The organism is Bradyrhizobium sp. DOA9 (assembly GCF_000617845.2).
GTDB lineage: Bacteria > Pseudomonadota > Alphaproteobacteria > Rhizobiales > Xanthobacteraceae > Bradyrhizobium.
Genome location: NZ_DF820425.1, coordinates 2,530,364 through 2,553,095 on the forward strand (window position 1 = coordinate 2,530,364; position 22,732 = coordinate 2,553,095).

25 protein-coding genes and 1 pseudogene are annotated in these 22,732 nt (G+C 65.1%); 18 read left to right on the forward strand and 8 right to left on the reverse strand.

The features are described 5' to 3' along the window. The first annotated feature begins 90 nt into the window (after nucleotides 1–90). The 11 genes from BDOA9_RS11760 (at nucleotide 91) to BDOA9_RS11810 (ending at nucleotide 8,942) form a co-directional block, all read left to right on the forward strand. Complete coding sequence (locus BDOA9_RS11760) at nucleotides 91–315, forward strand: AbrB family transcriptional regulator (protein WP_018641564.1); 225 nt, start codon at nucleotides 91–93, stop codon at nucleotides 313–315. 11 nt (nucleotides 316–326) lie between these two features. Next, complete coding sequence (locus BDOA9_RS11765) at nucleotides 327–722, forward strand: type II toxin-antitoxin system death-on-curing family toxin (RefSeq protein WP_025034137.1); 396 nt, start codon at nucleotides 327–329, stop codon at nucleotides 720–722. A 97-nt stretch (nucleotides 723–819) separates the two neighbouring features. Then, nucleotides 820–972, forward strand: coding sequence for an aa3-type cytochrome c oxidase subunit IV (locus BDOA9_RS11770; RefSeq protein WP_008136857.1), 153 nt, complete (start codon nucleotides 820–822; stop codon nucleotides 970–972). A 137-nt stretch (nucleotides 973–1,109) separates the two neighbouring features. Further along, the gene (locus BDOA9_RS11775; RefSeq protein ID WP_025034138.1) at nucleotides 1,110–2,237 is read left to right on the forward strand and encodes a Re/Si-specific NAD(P)(+) transhydrogenase subunit alpha; all 1,128 of its coding nucleotides are present in this window, start codon (nucleotides 1,110–1,112) and stop codon (nucleotides 2,235–2,237) included. Between the two features lie 12 nt (nucleotides 2,238–2,249). Beyond that, complete coding sequence (locus BDOA9_RS11780) at nucleotides 2,250–2,567, forward strand: proton-translocating transhydrogenase family protein (RefSeq protein ID WP_025034139.1); 318 nt, start codon at nucleotides 2,250–2,252, stop codon at nucleotides 2,565–2,567. Between the two features lie 39 nt (nucleotides 2,568–2,606). Continuing rightward, nucleotides 2,607–4,004 (forward strand): NAD(P)(+) transhydrogenase (Re/Si-specific) subunit beta, encoded by a 1,398-nt coding sequence (locus BDOA9_RS11785; RefSeq protein ID WP_025034140.1) that lies wholly within the window; start codon nucleotides 2,607–2,609, stop codon nucleotides 4,002–4,004. 210 nt (nucleotides 4,005–4,214) lie between these two features. Then, nucleotides 4,215–5,012, forward strand: a complete 798-nt coding sequence (locus BDOA9_RS11790; RefSeq protein ID WP_025034141.1) for an alpha/beta hydrolase — start codon at nucleotides 4,215–4,217, stop codon at nucleotides 5,010–5,012. Nucleotides 5,013–5,109: 97 nt separating this feature from the next. Continuing rightward, on the forward strand, nucleotides 5,110–6,444 hold the full coding sequence (locus BDOA9_RS11795; RefSeq protein WP_025034142.1) for a sodium:proton antiporter: 1,335 nt from the start codon (nucleotides 5,110–5,112) through the stop codon (nucleotides 6,442–6,444). Nucleotides 6,445–6,493: 49 nt separating this feature from the next. Further along, complete coding sequence (locus BDOA9_RS11800; protein WP_025034143.1) at nucleotides 6,494–7,591, forward strand: calcium:proton antiporter; 1,098 nt, start codon at nucleotides 6,494–6,496, stop codon at nucleotides 7,589–7,591. Nucleotides 7,592–7,601: 10 nt separating this feature from the next. Continuing rightward, entirely contained in the window at nucleotides 7,602–7,886 is a 285-nt protein-coding gene (locus tag BDOA9_RS11805) for a cupin domain-containing protein (RefSeq protein ID WP_025034144.1), read from the forward strand. A 93-nt stretch (nucleotides 7,887–7,979) separates the two neighbouring features. Then, nucleotides 7,980–8,942, forward strand: coding sequence for a hypothetical protein (locus tag BDOA9_RS11810; protein WP_025034145.1), 963 nt, complete (start codon nucleotides 7,980–7,982; stop codon nucleotides 8,940–8,942). A gap of 26 nt (nucleotides 8,943–8,968) precedes the next feature. On the opposite strand, the gene BDOA9_RS11815 is transcribed toward BDOA9_RS11810, so the two are convergent. Next, a complete protein-coding gene (locus BDOA9_RS11815; RefSeq protein ID WP_025034146.1) occupies nucleotides 8,969–9,619 on the reverse strand; it encodes a tetratricopeptide repeat protein in 651 nt (216 codons plus the stop codon). A gap of 101 nt (nucleotides 9,620–9,720) precedes the next feature. Continuing rightward, nucleotides 9,721–10,017: a 30S ribosomal protein S21 gene (rpsU, locus tag BDOA9_RS11820; protein WP_008546194.1), complete on the reverse strand. Its 297-nt coding sequence runs from the start codon at nucleotides 10,015–10,017 to the stop codon at nucleotides 9,721–9,723. 260 nt (nucleotides 10,018–10,277) lie between these two features. Here rpsU and aqpZ point away from each other — a divergent pair, with 260 nt between their 5' ends. Further along, nucleotides 10,278–11,000, forward strand: a complete 723-nt coding sequence (gene aqpZ / locus BDOA9_RS11825; protein ID WP_025034147.1) for an aquaporin Z — start codon at nucleotides 10,278–10,280, stop codon at nucleotides 10,998–11,000. 43 nt (nucleotides 11,001–11,043) lie between these two features. On the opposite strand, the gene BDOA9_RS11830 is transcribed toward aqpZ, so the two are convergent. Beyond that, complete coding sequence (locus BDOA9_RS11830; protein ID WP_025034148.1) at nucleotides 11,044–12,150, reverse strand: 5-(carboxyamino)imidazole ribonucleotide synthase; 1,107 nt, start codon at nucleotides 12,148–12,150, stop codon at nucleotides 11,044–11,046. After that, nucleotides 12,147–12,635 carry a 5-(carboxyamino)imidazole ribonucleotide mutase gene (gene purE / locus BDOA9_RS11835; RefSeq protein WP_025034149.1) on the reverse strand — a complete coding sequence of 163 codons (489 nt, stop codon included), beginning with the start codon at nucleotides 12,633–12,635 and terminating at the stop codon, nucleotides 12,147–12,149. The genes BDOA9_RS11830 and purE overlap by 4 nt, the downstream gene beginning before the upstream one ends. Nucleotides 12,636–12,777: 142 nt before the next feature. On the opposite strand from purE, the pseudogene BDOA9_RS11840 reads away from it, so the two are divergent. Further along, nucleotides 12,778–13,507: pseudogene (locus BDOA9_RS11840) on the forward strand (GGDEF domain-containing protein). Nucleotides 13,508–13,588: 81 nt separating this feature from the next. Here the strand turns inward: BDOA9_RS11840 and BDOA9_RS11845 are convergent. From BDOA9_RS11845 to BDOA9_RS11855, 3 genes are all read right to left on the reverse strand, one after another. After that, nucleotides 13,589–13,840: a hypothetical protein gene (locus BDOA9_RS11845; protein WP_025034150.1), complete on the reverse strand. Its 252-nt coding sequence runs from the start codon at nucleotides 13,838–13,840 to the stop codon at nucleotides 13,589–13,591. A gap of 22 nt (nucleotides 13,841–13,862) precedes the next feature. Beyond that, complete coding sequence (locus tag BDOA9_RS11850; RefSeq protein ID WP_025034151.1) at nucleotides 13,863–14,081, reverse strand: hypothetical protein; 219 nt, start codon at nucleotides 14,079–14,081, stop codon at nucleotides 13,863–13,865. 127 nt (nucleotides 14,082–14,208) lie between these two features. Next, nucleotides 14,209–14,415 (reverse strand): YdcH family protein, encoded by a 207-nt coding sequence (locus BDOA9_RS11855; RefSeq protein ID WP_008546179.1) that lies wholly within the window; start codon nucleotides 14,413–14,415, stop codon nucleotides 14,209–14,211. A gap of 331 nt (nucleotides 14,416–14,746) precedes the next feature. Between BDOA9_RS11855 and BDOA9_RS11860 the strand changes: the two genes are divergently transcribed. After that, complete coding sequence (locus BDOA9_RS11860) at nucleotides 14,747–14,926, forward strand: YdcH family protein (RefSeq protein ID WP_025034152.1); 180 nt, start codon at nucleotides 14,747–14,749, stop codon at nucleotides 14,924–14,926. Nucleotides 14,927–15,071: 145 nt separating this feature from the next. Here BDOA9_RS11860 and BDOA9_RS11865 read toward each other — a convergent pair whose 3' ends face one another. After that, complete coding sequence (locus BDOA9_RS11865; RefSeq protein WP_025034153.1) at nucleotides 15,072–16,196, reverse strand: NAD(P)/FAD-dependent oxidoreductase; 1,125 nt, start codon at nucleotides 16,194–16,196, stop codon at nucleotides 15,072–15,074. Nucleotides 16,197–16,398: 202 nt separating this feature from the next. Here BDOA9_RS11865 and BDOA9_RS11870 point away from each other — a divergent pair, with 202 nt between their 5' ends. Genes BDOA9_RS11870 through BDOA9_RS11885 form a run of 4 tightly spaced genes read left to right on the forward strand, consistent with a single transcriptional unit; the run spans nucleotide 16,399 to nucleotide 22,731 of the window. After that, the gene (locus BDOA9_RS11870) at nucleotides 16,399–19,083 is read left to right on the forward strand and encodes a sensor domain-containing protein (protein WP_025034154.1); all 2,685 of its coding nucleotides are present in this window, start codon (nucleotides 16,399–16,401) and stop codon (nucleotides 19,081–19,083) included. Nucleotides 19,084–19,116: 33 nt separating this feature from the next. Continuing rightward, nucleotides 19,117–20,595: a glycerol-3-phosphate dehydrogenase gene (locus tag BDOA9_RS11875; protein ID WP_025034155.1), complete on the forward strand. Its 1,479-nt coding sequence runs from the start codon at nucleotides 19,117–19,119 to the stop codon at nucleotides 20,593–20,595. A gap of 52 nt (nucleotides 20,596–20,647) precedes the next feature. Further along, nucleotides 20,648–21,820, forward strand: a complete 1,173-nt coding sequence (locus BDOA9_RS11880; RefSeq protein WP_025034156.1) for an ABC transporter ATP-binding protein — start codon at nucleotides 20,648–20,650, stop codon at nucleotides 21,818–21,820. Next, the gene (locus BDOA9_RS11885; protein WP_025034157.1) at nucleotides 21,817–22,731 is read left to right on the forward strand and encodes an ABC transporter permease; all 915 of its coding nucleotides are present in this window, start codon (nucleotides 21,817–21,819) and stop codon (nucleotides 22,729–22,731) included. The genes BDOA9_RS11880 and BDOA9_RS11885 overlap by 4 nt, the downstream gene beginning before the upstream one ends. Nucleotide 22,732: the final 1 nt, after the last annotated feature.

The following is a 22,732-nucleotide window of genomic DNA, read 5'->3' on the forward strand; positions in this document are numbered from 1 at the left end:
GCGCTCTTAGGGATGGGCGCACGTAAAACATCTGTTGAACTAAGGCTTCGGCGATGTTATACATATGTATAACTCGCGGGAGTCCATGCCATGAAGATCGAGATCAAGAAGATTGGCAATTCCGACGGACTATTGCTGCCCCGCGAATTGATGCAGCGGCTCGATCTCAAGCGCGGACAGCAATTGCACATCGTGGAATTACCCGGCGGTGGTTTTCAGTTGCTGCCTTACGATCCCGACTTCGAGCGGACGATGGAAATCGCCGACGAGGTGATGGACAAGTATCGCGACACGCTCGCGGCGCTTGCGAAATAGTCGGCCATGCAATGAGCGATCCCCAGGAGCCGCTCTGGATCACTTACGAGCAGGCCGTGGCCATTCACGGGCGGCAACTCCGACGCTTCGGAGGCGCGCCTGGACTGCGTGACGAAGGCATGTTGCGGTCGGCGCTCGATCGCCCGATCAACAAATGGCGCTACGAGCAGGCGCCGTTGGACGAGCTTGCCGCAGCCTATGCAGTGGGGCTCGCGAAGAATTATGCGTTTGTGGATGGAAACAAGCGTATTGCCTTCTTGGCGATGATGATTTTGCTGCACAAGAATGGCGTGGCGTTCAGTCCCGATCCGGCGGAAGCAACGATCATCATCCTCTCTCTCGCTGCCGGTGAAGTCAGCGAGGAGAGCCTGACGCGCTGGATCCGCGACAATCTGGATTCCAAATGACCCGATTTGCGGGAAAACCCCGCCTCGGTGCCGTTGCCCTGTCTAAATCTTTCAGGTATCCCAGCCCGAGAATTCGAGTTTCGACTGGGGACATTCCATGGCTGACCATAGCGAAGTGGCGTACACCACCGCCGACGGCAACGACTACGTTGCCCACGAGCAGACCTATGAGGGCTTCATCAAGCTGGTGAAGTACGGCACGGCCTCGGTCGCGCTCATCGTGATCCTGATGGCGATCTTCCTCACCTGATCCATCGCCTGCCGCACCGCCAGCGCTGTCGGTGCCCACAAAATTTGCATTCAAGCCGGTTCTAAAACCGGTATCCAACGTTGCGGGAGTAACGCTAAGTTCGCGTGCGCGCTTTGTCCCGCGTCGCCGGAGGGCCTATGAAGATCGCCGTTGCCAAGGAAATCGATCCGTCGGAGCCGCGTGTCGCCGCTTCGCCCGATACGGTGAAAAAGTTCAAGGCGCTCGGCGCCGAGATCGCCGTCGAGCCGGGCGCCGGCATCAAGTCGGGCCTTCCGGATTCCGAATTCACCGCGGTCGGGGCCACCGTCAGCACCGACGCGCTCAAGGACGCCGACATCATCATCAAGGTGAAGCGTCCCGAGGCGTCCGAGCTTGCGCAGTACAAGCGCGGCGCGCTCGTCATCGCCATCATGGACCCTTACGGCAACGAGGCCGCGCTGAAGACGATGGCCGACGCCGGCGTTTCCGCCTTCGCGATGGAATTGATGCCGCGCATCACCCGCGCGCAGGTGATGGACGTGCTGTCCTCGCAGGCCAACCTCGCCGGCTACCGTGCCGTGATCGAGGGCGCCGAGGCCTTCGGCCGCGCCTTTCCGATGATGATGACCGCAGCCGGCACCGTGCCCGCCGCAAAGGTGTTCGTGATGGGCGTCGGCGTCGCCGGCCTCCAGGCGATCGCGACCGCGCGCCGTCTCGGCGCGGTCGTGACCGCGACCGACGTGCGGCCCGCCACCAAGGAGCAGGTGGAATCGCTCGGCGCGAAATTCCTCGCCGTCGAGGACGAGGAGTTCAAGAACGCGCAGACCGCCGGCGGCTACGCCAAGGAAATGTCGAAAGAATACCAGGCCAAGCAGGCCGCGCTCACCGCCGAGCACATCAAGAAGCAGGACATCGTCATCACCACCGCGCTGATTCCGGGCCGCCCGGCGCCGAAACTCGTCAGTGCCGACATGGTCAAGTCGATGAAGCCGGGTTCGGTGCTGGTCGATCTCGCCGTGGAGCGCGGTGGCAATGTCGAGGGCGCCAAGGCCGGCGAGGTCGTCGACCTCGATGGCATCAAGATCGTCGGCTACACCAACGTCGCCGGCCGCGTCGCGGCCTCGGCCTCCAGCCTCTATGCCCGCAATCTGTTCTCCTTCATCGAGACCATGGTCGACAAGAAGGAGAAGAAGCTCGCCGTCAACTGGGACGACGAACTGGTCAAGGCCACGGCGCTGACCAAGGACGGCGCCGTCATCCACCCGAACTTCCAGCCGAAGGTTTAAAGGAGGCCCGCCATGGAGCATGCAGCACAGGTCGTCGACCCTTTCGTCTTCCGGCTGTCGATCTTCGTCCTCGCCGTCTTCGTCGGCTACTTCGTGGTGTGGTCGGTGACGCCGGCCCTGCACACGCCGCTGATGAGCGTAACCAACGCGATCTCCTCGGTGATCGTGGTCGGCGCGCTGCTCGCAGGCGGGGTGGCCAACGTATCGAGCGGCTCGGGCTGGGCCCGTGCCTTCGGCTTCGTGGCGCTGATCTTTGCCTGCATCAATATCTTCGGGGGCTTCCTTGTCACCCAGCGCATGCTGGCGATGTACAAGAAGAAGTCGAAGTAAGCGGCCACCTCGGGCTGAAGGGATCAATGGGGACCTGAGATGAGCGCCAACCTCTCTGCATTCTTGTATCTCGTGGCGGGAGTGCTGTTCATCCTGTCGCTGCGTGGGCTGTCGAGCCCGGCTTCGTCGCGTCAGGGCAATCTGTTCGGCATGATCGGCATGGCGATCGCCGTCGCCACCACGCTCGCCAATCATCCGCCGGCGGACGGTCTTGCCTGGCTGCTCGTCATCGTCGGCATCGCGATCGGCGCTGCGATCGGCGCGGTGATCGCGCGCCGCGTGCCGATGACCTCGATGCCGGAACTGGTCGCCGCCTTCCACTCGCTGGTCGGCATGGCCGCGGTGCTCGTCGCGGCCGGGGCGTTCTACGCGCCCGAGGCCTTCGACATCGGAACGCCCGGCAACATCCATGCCGCCAGCCTGGTCGAGATGTCGCTCGGCGTCGCCATCGGCGCGCTGACCTTCACCGGCTCGGTGATCGCGTTCCTGAAGCTGTCCGCCCGCATGAGCGGGGCGCCGATCATCCTGCCGTTCCGCCACGCCATCAACATCGCGCTGGCGCTGGCGCTGGTATTCTTCATCGTCGGCCTGGTCCGCTCCGGCAGCGCGGTCGATTTCTGGTTGATCACCATCATCGCGCTGGTGCTCGGCGTGCTCATGATCATCCCGATCGGCGGCGCCGACATGCCGGTCGTGATCTCGATGCTGAACTCCTATTCGGGTTGGGCGGCCGCCGGCATCGGCTTCACGCTCGGCAATTCCGCGCTGATCATCACCGGCGCGCTGGTCGGCTCCTCGGGTGCGATCCTGTCCTACATCATGTGCCACGCGATGAACCGGTCCTTCATCTCGGTCATCCTCGGCGGCTTCGGCGGCGAGACCGCGGCGGCCGGCGGGGCGACAGGCGAGCAGAAGCCCGCCAAGCTCGGCTCGGCGGACGATGCGGCCTTCATCATGAAGAACGCCTCCAAGGTCATCATCGTGCCCGGTTACGGCATGGCGGTGGCGCAGGCCCAGCACGCGCTGCGCGAAATGGCCGATATCCTGAAGAAGGAAGGCGTCGAGGTGAAATACGCCATTCACCCGGTGGCCGGCCGCATGCCCGGCCACATGAACGTGCTGCTGGCCGAAGCCAACGTGCCCTATGACGAGGTATTCGAGCTCGAGGACATCAACTCCGAGTTCGCGCAGGCCGACATCGCGTTCGTGATCGGCGCCAACGACGTCACCAACCCGGCGGCCGAAGAGGACAAGACCTCGCCGATCTACGGCATGCCGGTGCTCCAGGTCTGGAAGGCCGGCACGGTTATGTTCATCAAGCGCTCGCTGGCCTCGGGCTATGCCGGCATCGACAACCCGCTGTTCTACCGCGACAACACCATGATGCTGCTCGGCGACGCCAAGAAGGTCACCGAGAACATCGTCAAGGCGATGTAACGCGGGAGGCCGTGGCCATCAACAGGGAATGGCACCGGTCCCATCGCATGCCGCCCAAGGCGACGCGCGAGCAGCGCATCGCCTGGCACGCTGCCCACAAGGCAGCGTGCGGCTGTCGCGACGTTCCGGCGAGCCTGCGGCCCGACGTCATCAAATTGCTGCGGAGCCGTTGCAAGCCCTAGCCACAACCGAGGGGCGGCCGCGCACATGATGACCATCGTCAAGTGGATCGCCATCCTGCTCGTGACCGTCTATCTCGCCGGTCTTCTCGTGCTGTACGTCCGCCAGCGCGAGATGCTGTTTCCGATCCCGCCCGTCGGCCGCACCGCGCCTGATGCTGCAGGCCTGCCCGAGGCGGAAGAGCACGTCCTGACCACGTCCGACGGCGAGCAGGTCATCGTCTGGCACGTGCCGGCCAAGCCCGGTCGTTCGGTGATCCTGTACTTCCACGGCAACGGCGATTTTCTCGCCGGCCGCGTCAGCCGTTTCAAGGCGATGACCGCCGACGGCACCGGCCTCGTTGCGCTGTCCTATCGCGGCTATGGCGGCTCGACCGGGATGCCGAGCGAGCAGGGCCTGCTGCGCGACGCAGCAGCCGCCTACGCGTTCACGACCGCGCGCTACGCGGCGGAACGAATCGTCGCCTGGGGCTTTTCGCTCGGAACGGGCGTCGCGGTTGCGCTCGCCTCGGAGCATCGCATGGGAAAACTCATCCTTGAGGCGCCCTATACGTCGACGGCCGACATTGCGGGGTCGTCGTTCTGGTTCGTTCCGGTCCGACTTCTGATGCGCGACCCGTTCCATTCGGACCAGCGCATGTCGCGCGTCACGGTGCCGCTGCTCGTCATGCATGGCACCAATGACCTTGCCATTTCGATCGTCTTCGGAGAGCGTCTGTTCGCACTCGCCCGCGAGCCCAAGCGGTTCGTTCGCATGGAGGGCGGCGGGCACGACAATCTCGATCAATACGGCGCGATCGAAACGGCGAGAGATTTCATTGGCAGTTGACAGCTTGTTTGCACGCCGCGGATCCGCGCTCGCCGTCGTCTGCCTGACGCTTTTGCCGCAGAATGCGTTTGCTGCAACAGGCTTCGACGGCGCAGCGATGCGCTGGCCCTACGCGCTGCCGTTTGCCGGCCTGTTGTTGTCGATCGCACTGGGGCCGCTGCTGTTCCCGAAGATCTGGCATCATCACTATGGCAAGATCACTGCTGCCTGGTCGCTGCTGGCACTTGCTGCGCTCGTCGTCTTTGCCGGTGGCGCGGCGATGCTGGCGGCGCTCGTTCACGCCGTGCTCACCGAATATCTCGGCTTCATCGTGCTGCTGTTCTCGCTCTATGTCGTGGCCGGCGGCATCCTCATCACCGGCGACATCAGGGCGACGCCCGCGACGAATGTCGGCATCCTTGCGCTCGGCACGGTAGGAGCCAGCATCGTCGGTACCACCGGTGCCGCGATGATCCTGATCCGTCCCTTGATCCGCGCCAACCGGCCGCGGCGCCACAACGCCCATGTCGTCATCTTCTTCATCATCCTGGTGGCCAATGTCGGCGGCGCGCTGAGCCCGCTCGGCGATCCCCCGCTCTTCGTCGGCTTCCTCCATGGTGTCGACTTCTTCTGGACCACGCGGACCATCTGGTTGCAGACCGCACTCGTCGCCGTCCTGCTGCTCGGGATATTCGCCGTCGTCGACGTCTGGCGCTTTCGCAGCGAGCCGCCGCCCGCCGACACAGGCCGTGGGGAGCCGTTGCGCATCCGTGGCCTCGTCAATCTGGCGCTGATCGCGGCCATCGTCGCCAGCCTGCTCGTTTCGGCGATGTGGAAGCCCGGCATTGCCTTCGACATTTTCGGCACCAAGCTGGAGCTGGAGGACGTTGCGCGCAATCTGGCGCTGCTGGCCATCGCGGCGCTGTCGGTGTGGCTGACTCCCGACGAGCACAGGCAGGCCAACGGCTTCACCTGGGAGCCGATCCGCGAGGTCGCAAAACTCTTCGCGGGCATTTTCGTCGCCATCATCCCGGTCATTGCCATGCTCAATGCGGGCCATCACGGCGCGTTCGCCTGGCTGCTGTCGGCGGTGACGGCGCCGGACGGCGCGCCGCGTGAGGTCGTCTATTTCTGGTTCACCGGCCTGATGTCTGCGTTCCTCGACAATGCGCCGACCTATCTGTTGTTCTTCGAGCTCGCCGGCGGCGACCCGCAGGTGCTGATGCATCAGCTATCGGGCACGCTCGCCTCGATCTCCATGGGAGCGGTCTACATGGGGGCGCTCACCTATATCGGCAATGCACCGAACTTCATGGTGAGCAGCATCGCCCGCGAGAACGGCATCGAGATGCCGAGCTTCTTCGGCTATTTCCTGCGCGCAGGCGCGGTGCTGATCCCGCTATTCGTGCTGCTGACGTTGCTGCCGCTCGCACCGATCCTGCACTGGCATTGAATCTCGCGCCTGATTTGCTACTGCTGATCCAAGCAAATGGAAGCGGTGGATGAGCGCGCACAATCAGATGCCCCGGTCGGCCTGGATCTTTCCGGCGCTGGCCTTGCTGTTGTTCGCAGTCGTCAGCGCAACGAACTACGTGTTCACGCTGTCGTTCGGCGGGCTCGTCTTCGCCATCGTTCTTCTGGTCATCCTGTTCGGCACGGTGTTCGCGGCGGTTCATCACGCCGAGGTGATCGCGGAGCGGGTCGGCGAACCCTACGGCACGCTGGTGCTGACGCTGTCGGTGACCATCATCGAGGTCGCGCTGATCACCACGATCATGCTGGGCGACAAGCCCGCCCCGGCACTGGCGCGCGACACCGTGTTCGCCGTGGTCATGATCGTCTGCAACGGCCTCGTCGGGCTCTGCATCTTCATCGGCGGCCTGCGCTATCGCGAGCAGGGCTTCCAGCTCTCCGGCGCCAACGTCTATCTCAGCGTCCTGTTCGCGCTCGCGACCATCACGCTGATCCTGCCGAACTACACCACCACCACGCCGGGCCCGGTCTATTCGGCGGTCCAGCTCGGCTTCGTCGACGTGGTCACACTCGCGCTGTACGGGGTATTCCTCTACACCCAGACCGTCCTGCACAGGGATTACTTCGTTCATGAACGTGCCGACGGCGAGGGCGGGTCGCCGCACCTGTCGGCCGCGGCACTCGCGCTCACGGTGGTGCTGCTGTTGATCGCGCTGCTGGCGGTCGTGCTGCTCTCCAAGAAGTTCTCGCTGGTGGTGGACGCCGTTGCGATCAAGATCGGCGCGCCGCCGGCCTTTACCGGACTTCTGGTCGCGCTCCTGATCCTGATGCCGGAAGGCGTCGCGGCCGTGTCGGCGGCCCGCAAGAACGACCTCCAGAAGAGCATCAACCTCGCGCTGGGATCGTCGCTGGCGACCATCGGGCTGACGATCCCGGCGGTCGGCGTCGCCACCTACGCGCTCGACAAGGAGCTCGAGCTCGGCCTCAACGCCCAGGGCAGCGTACTTTTGCTCCTGACCTTCTTCCTGAGCATGCTGACCTTCGGTACGGGCAGGACCAATGTCCTGTTCGGACTGGTCCATATGGTGGTATTTGCCGTCTACGTGTTCATGGTTTTCGTGCCCTAGAGGGATCCCAATGCTTGCCGCCAAGTCCGAGGTTCAGGTCGACAACGAGGAGGTCCGGGTGACGGAATGGCGGCTTGCCCCCGGCAGCGCGACCGGCCACCACACCCATGGGATGGACTATGTGATCGTTCCGGTCGTCGCCGGCGAGATGACCATCGTGGCGCCCAATGGCGAAAGGTCCAAGGCGCAGCTTGCCGCCGGGAAATCCTATTTCCGCAAGGCCGGGGTCCAGCATGACGTACTTAACGAAACCTCAACCGAGATCGTGTTCCTTGAAATCGAGCTGAAACCGTAGGTTGGCGCCGCCGTTTGCCATCGATCCGTCGCAGTTGATCCCTCACAATGCCCTAAAGTTCCCGCATCAGGTCGCGCGGGGAGTGTGGTCGGAATGCTGAAATACCTCGCAAAAATTTCGATGGATATTTTCCCCTCGGTGCTCGCGACGATCATCGGGGCCTACATCGTCAATCATTACATTAACGCCAAGCCGGCCGCCGACACCCCAGCCGCCGTGACCGCGCCTGCCCAGACCGGCAGCGACGGCAAGCCGGCCGATACCGCCAACCTTCCCGCCCCCGGCGTCAAGGCCAAGGGCATCTCGGAGAAGAGTGTGACGGACAAGGCGGCGGCCGAGAAACCGGCCGATCACCAGCCGGCCGCCGAGACCAAGGCCGCAGACGTGACCCCCGCCGACACCGGCCCGCGCGGCCGTTCCTCTGCCCGCGACAAGGCCGCGGCGAAATCCACACCGGCTACCTCTGCTCCCGTGGTTGAGGCCAATTCGGCCCCGACGGCGGCTTCGCCCGCCCCCGACGCCAACGATCTGGCGCGCGCTGCGATCGAGCGCCTGCGCAAGTCGCCTGAAGGCAAGGCTGCTGAAGGCAAGGCTGCTGAAGGCAAGGCCGCTGAGGGCAAGGCTGCCGAGGCCAGATCGTCGGAAGCCAAGCCGGCCGAGGCTCGCGCTTCGGATACCAAGCCGGCCGAGCGGCCGGCTGAGCCTGCGGTGCGGGATGCCGCCCGCGCGCCGGAGGCGCCGCGGGTCGTGAATGTGGAGCCGTCTCCGGTCCGTCCACTGCCGCCGCCGATCAATGTCTCGACGCCCTCACCGGAGGCCTATGGCAATGGGGGCTCCAATCCACCCTACACGGCCTCGATCGGCAATGACGATCCGAATCGGGTGACGCCGCCGGCCGACATTCCCGTGCCGGTCATCGCGCCACCGCTCGACCTGCGTGCCGATGCGGGCGCCGCCCTGCCGCGGCCGAAGAAGACCAATGTCGCCGACGAGATGCTGTCGGGCATGAAGTCGATGTTCAACGCCGTTCTGCCCAAGAGCGCCACGCCCGATTAGAACTCCGCTCAGGCTCCGCCGAGCCGTCAGCCGCCGACGCGGGCGAGACCGCTGCGGGCCGCTTCGTCGCGTGGACGAAGCGCGACCGCCTTGGTGTAGGACGCTGCCGCCTTGGCCTTGTCGCCCAGCCGCTCATAGGCCTGTCCGCGCGCGGTCCAGATCTGGGCGTTGTGCGGATCGGCCTCGGAGGCTTCATCGAGATCGGCTGCGGCCTCCTTGACCTTGCCGAGCGCGAGATAGCTGTTGGCGCGGCCGAGCAGCGGCTCGGCCTTTTGCGGGTTGAGACCGCTGGCGGCGCTGAAATCGGCGACCGCGAAGTCGTGCTGGTTCTTGCCCTGGTAGATCAGGGCGCGGCCATAGAGCGCCTGCGCATTGTAGGGATCGAGGCTGACTGCGCGATTGAACTCGTCGAGCGCTGCCGCGGTCTCGCCTGACTTCGCCAGGGACTGGGCCTTCGCGGTATGGGCCTGGGCTTCGGTGACGTTGCCGGCGCTCACCGCGCTCTCGGCCGGCGCGGCGGCCTTGGGCGCCTCCTGCGGCTTCTCCCTCTCCGGCATCAGCGATCCCAGATCGAACGAGCAGCCGCACAGCGCGATTCCCGTCAAGGCCGCCGCGAGCGGCGGCTGCCAGATCCGGCGCCGTCGCGCAAAGCCGCGCTGAGGGAAAGGGGAGGCCATCTACGGTTCGCTCGCGCTAGAGCTTGATCCGACAAGTCCTCAAAACAATAACGCGGGCCTGGGGCCCGCGTCATCGAAAACTGAACTCTTGCTGAATCGGATCAGCGCGGTCCGCGCGGACCTGCACCGGGGCCGCCACGACCGCCGCGATCACCGCCCGGGCCGGCGCCGAACACCGGCTTCGGCTTCATCGGCAGCAGGCCTTCGCGCTGCAGCTTCTTGCGGGCGAGCTTGCGCGCGCGGCGCACGGCTTCGGCCTTTTCGCGGGCCTTCTTCTCGGAGGGCTTCTCGTAATGACCGCGGAGCTTCATCTCGCGGAAAATTCCCTCGCGCTGCATCTTCTTCTTCAGCGCCTTGAGGGCTTGATCGACATTGTTATCGCGAACGAGAACCTGCACGCGGCATCCTCTTCAGGTGGATCGGATTTGAATTCTGGTAAGTCCAAGGGGATGGCGAAACGCGCAAGCCCTTAACCTTGAGCGCGCGGATGTATCAGACAAAACCGGAGATGTCCACCGGCCAAGCGGATTTTCGGGCCAAGTTCGGCCATTAAATGCGGCGAAAATACCTCCATGCGGCCCCGATTTGGGCGGTTTGGCGCCAGCGACGGGGCCGCGCCGGAGCTTTGTTCCGGAATCTTTGCAATGAGGGGACCACAATGGACATCAAAAAATACGCTGCCGAAGCCATCGGCACCTTCTGGCTCACATTCGCAGGCTGCGGAAGCGCGGTGATCGCGGCCGGCTTCCCGCAGGTCGGAATCGGGCTGGTCGGCGTGTCCCTCGCCTTCGGGTTGAGCGTTGTCACCATGGCCTACGCGATCGGCCACATCTCCGGCTGCCATCTCAACCCGGCTGTCACGGTGGGTCTCGCCGCCGGCGGTCGTTTTCCGGCGGGGCAGGTCCTGCCTTACATCGTCGCCCAGGTGGCGGGCGCGATCGTCGCCGCATCGTTGCTCTATGTCATTGCCAGCGGGGCGCCCGGCTTCGACGTCGGCAAGGGCTTTGCCTCGAACGGCTATGGCGCGCATTCGCCTGGCCAGTACAGCATGATCGTGTGCTTCCTCACCGAAGTGGTGATGACCATGATGTTCCTGTTCATCATCATGGGGGCGACCCATGGCCGCGCCCCGGCGGGTTTCGCGCCGCTCGCGATCGGGCTCGCGCTGGTGATGATCCATCTCGTCAGCATTCCCGTCACCAACACCTCGGTGAATCCGGCGCGGAGCACCGGCCCGGCGCTGTTCGTCGGCGGCTGGGCGCTGTCGCAGCTCTGGCTGTTCTGGGTCGCGCCGCTGATCGGCGGCGCGCTCGGCGGGGTGATCTATCGCTGGCTTAGTGAGGAGCCCAGCGGCGTCGTTGCGGGCGTGAAGACGGCGTGATCACGATCTATCCGGCGGGATTGCAGCCTTTGCTGCGATCCCGTTACGTGTCCCGGGGCGGCCTGACTTCGGTCACGTGGCCCATTTTGCGGCCGGGGCGGGGCGCGCCCTTGCCGTAGATGTGCACGGTGGCGCCCGGTACGCCGAGCCACTTCTCGTAATCGTTGATCTCGTCGCCGATCAGGTTGGTCATGGTGACGACATCGCCGTGGCGCACCGGCTTGCCGAGCGGCCAGCCGGCGATGGCGCGGATGTGCTGCTCGAACTGCGAGACGGAGGCGCCATCGAGCGTCCAGTGCCCGGAATTGTGCACGCGCGGCGCGATCTCGTTGACCAGCACCTTCGGCCCGGTGCCGCCTGCGAGCACGAACATCTCGACGGCGAGCACGCCGACATAGTCGAGCGCCGTTGCGATCTTGCCGGCGATGCTGCGCGCCTCCTGGGCGAGCGCATCAGGGATCGGCGCGGGCGCACGCGATATCTTCAGGATGTGGTCGCGGTGCTCGTTCTCGGTGACATCGAAGCACTCGACCTCGCCTGTGGCCGAGCGCGCGGCGATCACGGAGATCTCGCGCTCATACGGGATGAAGGCTTCCAGGATGGCCGATTTGGTGCCGAGGCTGGTCCACACTTTGGCGATGTCGTCGCCCTCGCGGATGATGGCCTGGCCCTTGCCGTCATAGCCGAAGCGGCGGGTTTTCAGCACCGCCGGAAGGCCGATCCTGGCGACCGCCTCGCGCAGCGAGGAGACGGAGGTGACGTCGGCATAGGCGGCAGTGCCGATGCCGAGCTTCGTCACGAAATCCTTCTCGGCGAGCCGGTCCTGGGTGGTCTCGAGGATCTTGCGGTTGGGCAGCACCGGGCGGCGCGCGTCCAATACCAGCGCGGCTGCCGCCGGCACGTTCTCGAATTCGTAGGTGATGACGTTGACATCATGCGCGAACAATTCGAGCGCCTCGACGTCGGCATATTCGGCGCACGTCGCGTTCAGCACGACGTCGAAGGCCGGCGAATCCGGATCGGGCGAGAACACCTGGCAGCGCAGGCCGAGCCGCGCCGCGGCCATGGCCAGCATCCGGCCCAATTGTCCGCCGCCGAGGATTCCGATGGTGTCACCCGGCTTCAGCTTCACTTGCCTGGTGTCCGTCACGCCTTGTCCTCCGGGCGCTCGGCGACCGCCTCGGTTTGTGCCTTGCGCCAGGCGGCGAGGCGATCCGACAGGGCCGGGTCGGACAATGCCAGCACAGCGGCGGCGAGCAGCGCGGCATTGATCGCGCCGGCCTTGCCGATGGCGAGGGTGCCGACCGGGATGCCCGCCGGCATCTGGACGATCGAATAGAGCGAATCGACGCCCTTGAGCGTCCTGGATTCGACGGGAACGCCGAACACCGGCAGTTCCGTCAGCGCCGCCGCCATGCCGGGCAGATGTGCCGCGCCACCCGCCCCGGCGATGATGACCTTGTAACCCGCGGCCTTGGCGCCCTTGGCGAAAGCGAACAGCCGGTCGGGTGTGCGGTGGGCCGAGACGACGAGGCTGTCGGCCGCAATGCCGAGCGCGTCGAGCGTGTCGGCGGCATGCCGCATCGTGTCCCAGTCCGACTGGCTTCCCATGATGATGGCGATCGGCGCGGTCATGACGTCAATTGTGCCCGGAAAAACAGAAAGATAGGCCAGATTAACGGTTCCGGCCGGCGGCTCGCAAGGCGGTGGCAAGGAGAAGGGAATCCACTATCCTGTCTTGGTGAATCCCCGCAAGCCTTCATTGAGCAGGATGCCCATGAAGAAACCGAAAAGGGCGCGCTCTGCGAAGGCCGGAAAGGGCCGGATCGCCAGCGCCGGCCGATCGAAAGCCGCTTCGAGCCGCGCGGCCAAACCGGCCTTGCGCAAAGCGCCGGCCGCCGAGGACAGCAAGGCGACCATCCGCGGCCTCAGGAGCAAGCTCAAGGCAGCCCTGCTGCGGATCTCGGAACTCGAAGCGGCCGCCGACACCGATTTCCTGCTCGAGATCCCCAACCGGCGCGGTTTCGAGCGAGAGCTCGCGCGCGCCATCGCCTATATGAAGCGCTACCGCGCCAGCGGGGCCCTGATCGTTCTCGACGTCGATCGGCTGAAGCCGATCAACGATTCCTTCGGTCATGCCGCCGGCGACGAGGTGCTCAAGGCGATCGTCGCCACGCTGACCCGGCAGGTCCGCGCCTCCGACGTGGTCGGCCGCCTCGGCGGCGACGAGTTCGCGCTGCTGCTCTGGAATCTCAGCGAGACCGATGCCAAGGCGAAGGCCGCGGCCCTGGAGCAGGCGATCGATGAATTGTCCTTCGTCTTTCGCGGCCAGCACGTGACCGCGGGCGCTTCGGCGGGCGTCGCCTTGCTCGGTCCGCAGTCCGCGGCAGCCCGCGCCCTGGAGGAGGCGGATGCCGCCATGTATGTGCGCAAGGCGCACCGCCGGCACGAGGCCGCGGATCAGGCTGGTTCGCAGCGAGCGCTCGTCTAAAGCGCGATGCGATTAGGATGAATCGTCATCGCGCTTTGGATTATTGTTTGAGCATGATCTTTTCGGAAAACCGCTGCGCACTTTTCCGGATCATGGTCTAGAGGGTCGCAAGATCTTCCGGCACGTTGCCGAACTTGCGCAGCAGCGTCGCGTCGCCGAACTCGCCGGTCATGGGATCGCCGCTGCGGCTGAATGCGACCGCGCCGATATGGCCGGGGCCGCGCGCCAGAATCTCGGCGCGCCGTAGCGCCGCCGTCGAGGACTGACACTCCTCTGCCGCGCCGGCAACGGTTGATCCGTCGTCGTCGATCAAAAAGGACATTGCAACGTAGTAGGTCACATCCGACATGGCGTTGCTCCAATGCTGAAAATCAGGCGGCGCTGCTCTTGCTCCGCATCTTGCTGCGCGAAGTCTCCGGAATGCAGCCGGCGGAAATCGCCGCCTGCAATTCCTCCAGCTCGGCTTCCAGATATTCGTTGGCCATGATCAGCGCCTTGATGGTGCTGCGCAGATTGCCGTCGCACATCGCGATCGCCTGATCGCAGGCCTGTTCATAGTGGCTGTTGTCGAGAAGGGCGGTCGTCGACATCTGCGTGGTCCTCGTGTGTTGTGCTCGAGCGTTCTCTGGTGCGGGGGCGTTCGCGATTGTTCCTCTTTTGTTCTCATTGAGTCAAGCGGATTCGGAAGCGGCTGGGCGCGGCAAGACCGGCTCACGCTCAGGCGATGATGTCGGGGGTGATCTGGTCTTCGATGAACGCGATGCGATCGCGCAACAACAGCTTGCGCTTCTTCAGGCGCTGTAACCGCAACAGGTCGGGGGCGGGCGATTGATGCAATGCATCGATCGCCGCATCGAGATCTCGGTGTTCCTGCTGCAACCGGGTGAGCTCGGCTTCGAGCTCACGCTCATCTTCATTGGTCATGTCTGCGGTGGCCGAAAACCGATAGGCGTGAGATCTGGGCTGTGGATGCCCTGTGGAAATTATCGTCCTTGCGCCGCGTGATCGCAAGCGATCTGCGGTCTCTCGCCGCCGATCTCCCGCAACATATTTCTGCGAGGAGCCGCGGCGTTGCGCCGGCGCATTGATATCATGGATTTTTCCCAGCGTGGTTCCCCTAGTCACGCTTCGTTACATATGAACTTTCAAAAATGACGCTGCGACGACGGATACCCATCGACAGGACGAATCGGTGATGTAAACTTGGTCGTCCGGATCGAATCCTAAAGGTTCAACCCTACCGAGGAGGTTTCGAATGACAATTCAGGCACATCTCGTTGAATTGGAACGGAAGCACAAACTTCTCGAAAACGAATTGCACGAAGCTCTCGTGCACCTTTCAACAGACGACCTGCAAATTGTTGAGTTGAAGCGCCGGAAGTTGATGGTCAAGGACCAGATCGAGCGTTTGAAGCAAGGCGATACGCTCCACTAGCAACCCCCGTGACAGTGTAGAGTTGATCACATCCTTCACGCAGGGATGAGAGCATTCGTGCTCATCCCTGCTGCAGGGTGTGCAGCGTTCAACCCGTTTGCACGGCGCTCGTATTTGCGTGGACGCGTAGTCTCGACGCGTGGACTTATCGGCTTCTCGAAACGCTCTCGATATCTGCAAGCTCGGCGACGTGATCGGCGATCGCGAGCGAGGACGTCAGTCCGGGCGATTCGATGCCGAACAGATTGATCAGGCCAGCAACGCCGTGATCGCGCGGGCCCTGCATCAAGAAGTCCTGCGTGGCCACGGCCGGCGGCACGATCTTCGGGCGAATGCCGGAATAGCTCGGCATCAGCGCGCCGTCCGGCAGCGTCGGCCAGTATTTGCGGATCGCGGGATAGAAGCGCTCGGCGCGTGAGGGATCGACCTCGTAATCGATCGTTTCGATCCATTCGACGTCAGGCCCGAAACGCGCCTGTCCTGCCATGTCCAGCGTCAGGTGCACCCCCAGGCCGCCGGGCTCGGGCACCGGATAGATCAGGCGCGAGAACGGCGCCTTGGCGTTGCAGCTGAAATAGTTTCCCTTGGCGAGATAGGACGGCGGAATCCGGTCCAGCGGCATGCCGTCGATGCTGCGCGCCACATGCGTTGCCGACAGCCCCGCGGCGTTGACGAGGAGGCTGCATTGCAGCGTCATCGGTGCCTTGCCGCCGGCGTCGATCTCGATGAGGCCGGCCGCCGCCCTGGCACGGATCAGCGGCGTGTGGAACGCAAAGGCCGCGCCGGCCTCCTCGGCTTCGCCGCGCAGCGACAGCATGTAGGCGTGGCTGTCGATGATGCCGGTCGACGGCGACAGCAGCGCGGCGTCGCAGGCGAGCGCCGGCTCCAGCGCGCGTGCGGCCTCGCCCGAGAGCAGCTGCAGGTCGAGCACGCCGTTGGCCTCGGCGTGCGCCTTGATCGATTGCAGCTTCTCGGTCTCCGTCGGGCTGGTCGCGACGATCAGCTTGCCGCAATTCTTATGCGGGATGCCGCGCTCGTCGCAGTAGCGGTAGAGCGCTTGCTTGCCGGCGACGCACATGCGCGCCATCCAGCTCCCGGCGCGGTAATAGATGCCGGCATGGATCACCTCGCTGTTGCGCGAGGAGGTGACGGTGCCGATCGCCTCGGCTTCCTCGAGCACGATCACCTCGCGCCCGGCCCGGGCGAGCTTCCGGGCCACAGCGAGCCCGACCACGCCGGCTCCAATGACGACGCAGTCGACCTTATCCATGGTTGTGCAGGATTCCAGTTGGAAGCACCGGTGGCGCGTGGCCGAGGCAAGGGGGCGCGGGCGGAGCTTCCGTTAAGAAGGCGTTTATCATGTCAGGGCAATTGCCGTATTTCACGTCACATTATTCTGTTGTTCCCTCAGGCGTTTACCCGATCCAAACCCGCGAGACCAGACAATCCGACGTTGAAATCGCGGGTGGCTGATGGCTGAGAAGAACTGGCACGTGGGCAGCACGCTTTCGATTGCTGTGCGGGCCCTCCTATGCCTGGCCGGTGGGGGCGCGCCTGCGCGCGCCTTTGCGGCATCGGACAGCCTTGCCGTTCCAGGCGATCTCACCAGGCTTGATCCCGGCGTGATCTGGGAAGCCCTGATCGCCGGCATCGTGATCTGCGCGTTCCTCGCCGCGATCGGGCTGTGGATCCATTCCTCACTGCGCCGGTCCAGCCGTTTGCAGTTGCGGCGCAACGCCTTCATCTCCTCCGCCATGAACAATCTCAACCAGGGCGTGGTGATGACGGATGCGCAGCGCCGCATCATCTTCTGCAACGATCGCTATCTCGAGATCTATGGCCTGGCGCGATCCGACCTCTGGCCCAATATGACCGGCCACGACATCCTGAGCCTGCGCCGCGAGCGCGGAGTGCTCGGCGTCACCGATGACGAATTTTACGAGAAGGCATCAAGCGCCAACGGCCTGATCACGGAGCTGCCCGACGGACGGGCCATCCTGGTGAAATATTTCGTGCTGCCGAATGGCGGCTCGGTGGCGACCCATCTCGACGTCAGCGACCAGCGAAGGCTGTCGCGACAGCTCGCCTCGACCAAGCAGTTCCTGGAGACGGTGCTGGACAACGTGCCGGCCTGCGTCGCCGCCAAGAACATCGAGGACGGCCGCTACATCTTCGCCAATACGGCCTATGAGCGCTTCTGGGGCTTCTCGCGGGACCACGTCGTCGGCAAGAACGCCCGCGAGCTGTTTGCGCCGGTCTCGGCGGCCACGATCGAGGCAACCGACCAGGCCGCGCTTAATTCGCCGGACGGCCAATTCCGCAACGAATTCGAGGTCGAGCGCGGCGGGGAGCGGCGCATGGTCGCCTCGATCCGGATCGCGGTTCACAATGAAAGCAACCGGCCCGGATTCCTGCTGCTGGTGTTCGAGGACATCACCGACCGCCGCTCGCTGTCGCAGGAGCTGGAGAGCACCAAGAAGTTCCTTGAGCTCGTGGTCGACAACATCCCGGTTGCGCTGATCGTGGAGCAGGTCAAGGACGGCCGCTATCTGCTCGCCAACCGCAGCGCGGAGACGATCCTCAACCGCAGGCGCGAGGAAGCCACCGGCCTGACCGCGTCCGACATCTTCAACGCCAAGGAAGCCAGGCTGATCGTCGCGCGCGACGAGGCCGCGATCAAGAAGCGCGGGATGATCACCGAGGAGCATCCCATCTCCACCAAGGACGGCCTGCGGCTGTTCCTCACCCGCCGCGCCACCGTGCTCAGCGAGGCCGGCGAGCCGCAATATCTGATCAAGACCCACGAGGACGTCACCGATCGCCGGCAGACCGAGTCGCGGATGGCGCACATGGCCTATCACGACGGGCTCACCGATTTGCCGAATCGCGCCGCCTTCCTGCAGGCGCTGACCCAGATGATCGAGGCCTGCGAGGGCACCGGCGAGGAGTTCGCCGTGCTCTGCGTCGACCTCGACGGCCTCAAGGAGGTCAACGACGTCTTCGGCCATGCGCTCGGCGACAAGCTCCTGATCGAGGTCGCCCATCGGCTCCTGGATTCCGCGCGCGGCGGCGTCGTGGCGCGCCTCTCCGGAGACGAGTTCGGCCTGATCATCGACGGCAAGCAGCCCGAAGCCGGCCTCGCGCTGGCGCAGCAGATCGGCGAAGCCGTCGCGAAGGATTTTCAGATCGACGGCCGCCCGGTCCGCGCCGGCATCACCACGGGCATGTCGGTCTTCCCCCACAACGGCACCGATGGTGCCTCGCTGCTCGCCAATGCCGGCGCGGCGCTGTTCCGCGCCAAGCAGAAGTCGCGCGGCACGATCAGCCTCTACCAGCCCGAGATGGACCAGCAGATCCGCGACCGCCGCGTGCTGCACCAGGATCTCTCCATGGCGGTCAAGAACGGCGAGCTCTCGCTCGCCTTCCAGCCGCAGGGGGCCGCCGGCCACAGCGTCGCCGAGAGCGAGATCATCGGCTTCGAGGCGCTGGCGCGCTGGCAGCATCCGGTGCGCGGCCAGGTTTCGCCGGCCGAGTTCATTCCCATCGCCGAGGAGAGCGGCCTCATCGTCGAGATGGGCGAGTGGATCCTGCGCGAGGCCTGCCGCGAGGCGGCGTCCTGGCCGAAGCCGCTGCAGGTCGCGGTCAACCTGTCGCCGGCGCAGTTCATGCACGGCGACGTGGTCGGCCTCGTCCATTCGATCCTGATCGAGACGGGCCTTGCACCCGGCCGGCTCGAGCTCGAGATCACCGAGGGCGTGCTGATCGAGGATTTCGACCGCGGCCTTGCGCTGCTGCGCCGCCTGAAGGCGCTCGGCGTGCGCATCTCCATGGACGATTTCGGCAGCGGCTATTCCTCGCTGAGCTATCTCCAGGCGTTCCCGTTCGACAAGATCAAGATCGACCGCGCCTTCATCATCAATCTCGGCCGCAATCCGCAATCGGCGGCGATCGTGCGCGCCGTCATCGATCTCGGCCACGGCCTCGAAATGTCGATCATCGCCGAGGGCGTCGAGACGGTCGACCAGCTCGCCTTCCTCGCCGAGGAAGGCTGCGACGGCGTGCAGGGCTATCTGCTCGGCAAGCCCTTGCCGATCGGCAAATATGCCGGTCTCGTCGGCCGTGCGGAGTCCATGGAGCTTGTGCTCAAGACCGGCTAATGGTGGAGCGCTTCGCTCCCTCTCGACGGTTTCATGGCGGATTACGAGCTTGCGATCATCGGCGGCGGCCTGAACGGTGTCAGTCTCGCGCGCGATGCGGCCGACCGCGGCCTGCGGGTGATCCTGTTCGAGCAGGGCGATCTCGGTGGCGCGGCCTCGTCGGCGACGCCGCGTTTGATCCATGGTGATCTCTCGGTGCTGGAGCGCCGCGGCTTCTGGCGGGTACGTCGGGCGTTGGCCGAGCGCCGGACCTGGCTCTCCATCGCGCCGCACGTGGTTCGGCCGATGCGTTTTGTCATTCCCGCCCGTTCCGACGAGCGTCCGCCCTGGCTGCTGAGGGCCGGCCTGTATGTCTATGACGGCCTGACGAACCGCGGCGGCCTGCCGCAATCGACGACCCTCGACATCACGCATCATCCGGTCGGTGATGCGCTGAAGCGTCCGTTCGGCACGGCGTTCGAATATTCGGACTGCGTCGTCGACGATTCCCGCCTGGTGGTGCTCACCGCGCTGGATGCGGCCGAACGGGGCGCCGCGATCCGGACCGGGGCGCGCTGCGTCCGCGCCGATCGCACCGACACCTGGCGGCTTGCGGTGGTCGATCGCGGCATTCGCCGGACGATCTCGGCCCGGGCGCTCGCCAATGCCACCGGCGGCTGGACCGCGATGGTTGCCGACACCGTACTGAGGCAGCCGCAGCCCGCGATGGCGGCGATGCAGATGAGCCAGATCGTCGTGCCGAAATTGTTCGAGTCCGACAATGTCTATGTGTTCCAGAACAATGACGGACGGCTGATCTTCGCCCGGCCGTTCGAGCGCGACTTCACGCTGATCGGCATGGTCACGCACGCCTTCACCGGCGATCCCGCGATCGTGGCGATGCCGGGTGCCGATGTCAGCTATCTCTGCGACGCCGCCAGCCGCTATTTCCGCGAGCGCGTCGCGCTGACTGACGTGGTCCGGACGGTCTCCGGCGTCAACCTGACGCTGGCGTCCGCACGAGGACGCGACGGCACGGCGCTATTCCATGCGCGCCGCCGCAAGGCGCCGTTGATCACGATGTTCGGCGGCGACGTCACCACCTCGCGCCGACGCGCCGAGCGGGCAGTGACGAAGCTGACGCCGTTCTACCCGATGTCGCCGCCCTGGACCGCCGGCGCAGCGTTGCCAGGTGGAGATTTCGCCTGGGACCGTTTCGATACCGAGGTCGACCGCGCCCGCGAGCGCTGGCGCTTTCTGTCCGAGCCGGAAGCCCAGCGCTTGGTCGGGGCCTACGGCTCGCGATTGTCGGCCGTGCTCGGCGAAGCAAGGACACGTGAAGAGCTAGGCCCAGCCTTCGGTCCCGAACTGACCGGCGCCGAGGTGCGCTATCTCATGGCCCGCGAATGGGCGCGTTTTCCGGACGATGTGCTGTGGCGCCGTTCCAAGCTGGGCCTGACAATGCCCGCGGCGGACCGCGACGCGCTGACGGCATTCATGGCGGGCGAGAGCGTTTCATCCCGACCCGGTTGAGCTAAACACGATCGGCCGCTAGCGTGCGGCGGAATCGGGGTTGGCGGGGATCATGGCGGAAGAATCGCCCGGAACGAAGGTTGCGGCTGAAACGGCTGGCGGAGATGCATGTCCGGACGCCGGCCAGCCGCTGCTGCGCATCGAGGGCGTCGCCAAGACCTTCGGCACGTTCCGCGCCGTCGACGGCGTGTCGCTCGATATCAAGGCCGGCGAGTTCTTCGCGCTGCTGGGGCCGAGCGGCTGCGGCAAGACCACGCTCTTGCGCATGCTCGCAGGCTTCGAGGCGCCGGACGAGGGGCGCATCCTGCTCGGCGGCAAGGACATCGCGCTGGCGCTGCCGCATGAGCGCCCGATCAACATGATGTTCCAGAACTATGCGCTGTTCCCGCATCTGTCGGTGCGTGACAACATCGCGTTCGGGCTGAAGCGCGCCGGCATGGCGCGGGCCGAGATCGCGACGCGCGTGTCGGAGATGGTCGCGCTGGTCAAGCTCGAAGGGCTGGAGAAGCGGAAGCCCGACCAGCTCTCCGGCGGCCAGCGTCAGCGCGTGGCGCTGGCGCGGGCCCTGGCGCGCCGCCCAAAGCTCCTGCTGCTCGACGAGCCGCTGGCCGCGCTGGACAAGAAGCTGCGCGAGAGCACGCAAGGCGAATTGATGGAGCTGCAGCGGCGGCTCGGCATGACCTTCATCATCGTCACCCATGATCAGGAAGAGGCGATGACCATGGCTGATAGAATTGGGGTGATGAAATCGGGCAAGCTCGCCCAAGTCGCGCCCCCTCGCGAGCTTTACGAGGCGCCGCACTCGCGCTGGATCGCTGAGTTCGTCGGCGACATCAATCTGTTCGACGGTGAGACCAAGTTGCGCGACGGTCATCGTCTGGTCATCGGGACGCGCGATGCGGGCGCACTGGTGGTGGCCGAGCCGCGCGAAGGCGTCGGCAGCGGAAAACTGGCGGTCGCGATCCGCCCCGAGAAGGTCAAGCTGTCGCGGCGCGGCCCGGTGACCGAGGCCGGTCGTGAGACGGCGATCAACATTCTCGACGGCGTGATCGCCGACATCTGCTATCTCGGCGGCACCACCACCTACAAGGTGAAGCTCGACACCGGCGGGATGCTGCAGGCGTCGGTCGCCAACAGCGCGCGGCTCGACATCGACGCCTACAGCCTGAACCAGCATGTCGTCGCCTGGTTCACGCCCGACGATTGCGTGGTGCTGCAATCATGAGCTCGCGCCGCATCTTCGCAAGGCCGGCGCGCTTCGCCGCGATCGCGCCCTATGTCTGGATGGTGCTGTTCTTCCTGGTGCCGTTCGGCTTCGTGCTCAAGATCAGCCTGTCGCAGACCGCGATCGCGCAGCCGCCCTACGAGCCGGTGTTCGACCTGACGGCGGGATGGGATGCGCTGAAGGCGGCGTTCGCTGCGCTGTCGGTCGACAATTTCAAGCTGCTCGGCTCCGACGATATCTACGTCTTCGCCTATGTCCGCAGCCTCAACGTCGCCGTCACCGCAACGACGCTGCTGCTCCTGATCGGCTATCCCATCGCCTACGGCATGGCGCGGCTGCCGAAGCGCTGGCAGGGGATCGCGATGGTGCTGGTGATCGTGCCGTTCTGGACCTCGTTCCTGATCCGCATCTATGCCTGGATCAACATCCTCCAGCACGACGGCCTGCTCAACCAGGTCCTGCTGGCACTGCATCTGGTCAGCCAGCCCGTGGTGTGGCTCTCGACCGACACCGCGATGTATATCGGCATCGTCTATTCCTATCTGCCGTTCATGATCCTGCCGCTCTATGCGACGCTCGCCAAGATGGAGCCGGCGCTGGAGGAGGCGGCCTCCGATCTCGGCGCGCCGCCCTGGCAGGTGTTCTGGCTCGTCACCTTCCCGCTGTCGCTGCCCGGTGTCGGCGCCGGCGTGCTCTTGTGCTTCATCCCGATCGTCGGCGAATTCGTGATTCCGGATCTTCTGGCCGGATCCAACTCGCTGATGATCGGCCAGACCCTGTGGCTCGAATTCTTCACCAACAAGGACTGGCCGGTCGCCTCGGCTGCGGCGATCGTCCTGCTCGTCGTGCTGCTGGTGCCGCTGTTGCTCTACGAGCGGCTGCAGAAGCGGCAGCTGGAACAGGGGCGTTGAG